Genomic DNA, 1,438 nt, shown 5'->3' on the forward strand with positions numbered 1-1,438 from the left:
GGGTGAGACCTGATGCCGAGCCGATTGTGGTGAAGTGGATGATCCTATGCTGTCGAGAAAAGCCTCTAGCGAGTTTCATGGCGGCCCGTACCCTAAACCGACTCAGGTGGTCAGGTAGAGAATACCGAGGCGTTCGGGTGAACTATGGTTAAGGAACTCGGCAAAATGCCCCCGTAACTTCGGGAGAAGGGGGGCCATGTCTGGTGACGGGATGTACTCCTTGAGCTGGGTGTGGCCGCAGAGACCAGCGAGAAGCGACTGTTTACTAAAAACACAGGTCCGTGCGAAGCCGTAAGGCGATGTATACGGACTGACGCCTGCCCGGTGCTGGAACGTTAAGGGGACCGGTTAGTCACATTTCGGTGTGGCGAAGCTGAGAACTTAAGCGCCAGTAAACGGCGGTGGTAACTATAACCATCCTAAGGTAGCGAAATTCCTTGTCGGGTAAGTTCCGACCTGCACGAATGGCGTAACGACTTCTCGACTGTCTCAACCATAGGCCCGGTGAAATTGCACTACGAGTAAAGATGCTCGTTTCGCGCAGCAGGACGGAAAGACCCCGGGACCTTTACTATAGCTTGATATTGGTGTTCGGTTCGGCTTGTGTAGGATAGGTGGGAGACTGTGAGCCGGTAGCGCCAGCTATCGGGGAGTCGTCGTTGAAATACCACTCTGGTCGTGCTGGATGTCTAACCTCGGTCCGTGATCCGGATCAGGGACAGTGTCTGGTGGGTAGTTTAACTGGGGCGGTTGCCTCCTAAAGGGTAACGGAGGCGCCCAAAGGTTCCCTCAGCCTGGTTGGCAATCAGGTGTTGAGTGTAAGTGCACAAGGGAGCTTGACTGTGAGACTGACGGGTCGAGCAGGTACGAAAGTAGGGACTAGTGATCCGGCGGTGGCTTGTGGAAGCGCCGTCGCTCAACGGATAAAAGGTACCCCGGGGATAACAGGCTGATCTTCCCCAAGAGTCCATATCGACGGGATGGTTTGGCACCTCGATGTCGGCTCGTCGCATCCTGGGGCTGGAGTCGGTCCCAAGGGTTGGGCTGTTCGCCCATTAAAGCGGTACGCGAGCTGGGTTTAGAACGTCGTGAGACAGTTCGGTCCCTATCCGCTGTGCGCGTAGGAGTCTTGAGAAGGGCTGTCCCTAGTACGAGAGGACCGGGACGGACGAACCTCTGGTGTGCCAGTTGTCCTGCCAAGGGCATGGCTGGTTGGCTACGTTCGGGAGGGATAACCGCTGAAAGCATCTAAGCGGGAAGCCTGCTTCGAGATGAGGACTCCCACCCCCTTTGAGGGGTTAAGGCTCCCAGTAGACGACTGGGTTGATAGGCCAGATGTGGAAGCCCTGTGAGGGGTGGAGCTGACTGGTACTAATAGGCCGAGGGCTTGTCCATTGTTGCTCGCGTTCACTGTGTGGTTCTGAAACAACCAGCCCAC

General features: G+C 56.3%; 1 rRNA gene. It reads left to right on the top strand.

The features are described from left to right. Positions 1-1,395, top strand: a 23S ribosomal RNA gene (locus ACIP4Z_RS35505); the annotation flags it as partial. Positions 1,396-1,438: the final 43 nt, after the last annotated feature.

It is taken from the genome of Streptomyces sp. NPDC088910 (genome assembly GCF_044749865.1).
Lineage (GTDB): Bacteria > Actinomycetota > Actinomycetes > Streptomycetales > Streptomycetaceae > Actinacidiphila.